Source organism: Chryseobacterium sp. DZ-32 (genome assembly GCF_059587025.1).
The window spans coordinates 1-584 of record NZ_JCAIOM010000049.1 but is presented as its reverse complement, the minus strand read 5'-3'; the positions used below and the strand labels follow the sequence as shown (position 1 = coordinate 584).

Annotated in this window: 1 protein-coding gene; it reads right to left on the bottom strand. The window is 38.2% G+C overall.

Annotated elements, in window-relative coordinates:
• The coding region (locus AC59HC_RS22985) for a condensation domain-containing protein (protein WP_496559454.1) at positions 1–566 on the bottom strand (566 nt) is incomplete at its 3' end.
• Positions 567–584: the final 18 nt, after the last annotated feature.

Here is a 584-nt window from a genome sequence, read left to right as displayed (position 1 = left end):
ACTCTTATAGGCAAGTCTTCCCGAAGATTAAACCTTTCATTTAGTTCCCCACTAAGCGTCTGCATAAAATCTTCAAAGCTTCTTATCTCTACCAAAGTTAATTTCAAAGACTGATCACTTACATACGGGTATCCAACTCCATTAGGATCTGTCAAAATAAGGGTTCGAAGAATCTCATGCCTGTCAAGAAGCATATGGAATACCTCCTGTAAAAAATTGATATTCGTTTCATTATCCAAGCGCAACACCATAGGAATATTATAGGCATGGCTTCCTCCTTCATAATTTTCAATAAACCATAATCTTTCCTGACCAAAAGACAAGTATTGCTCCCTAGTATGCCTTATAATAACTGGACTGATCTCTTCAACAGCGAATTCCCGCAAACCTTCAAGGGCCTGTGATAAACCTGCAATACTTTTATGGTTGAATACAACTCCTCCCTTAGCCTGTATCCCCGTTCGCTGATAAATTTTATTGACCAGTTTAATAGCCATAATACTACTTCCTCCCAATCGGAAAAAATCATCATGGATACTGATATGATCTGAATCTAGACCTAGCATTTCTCCGTAAATCTCCAC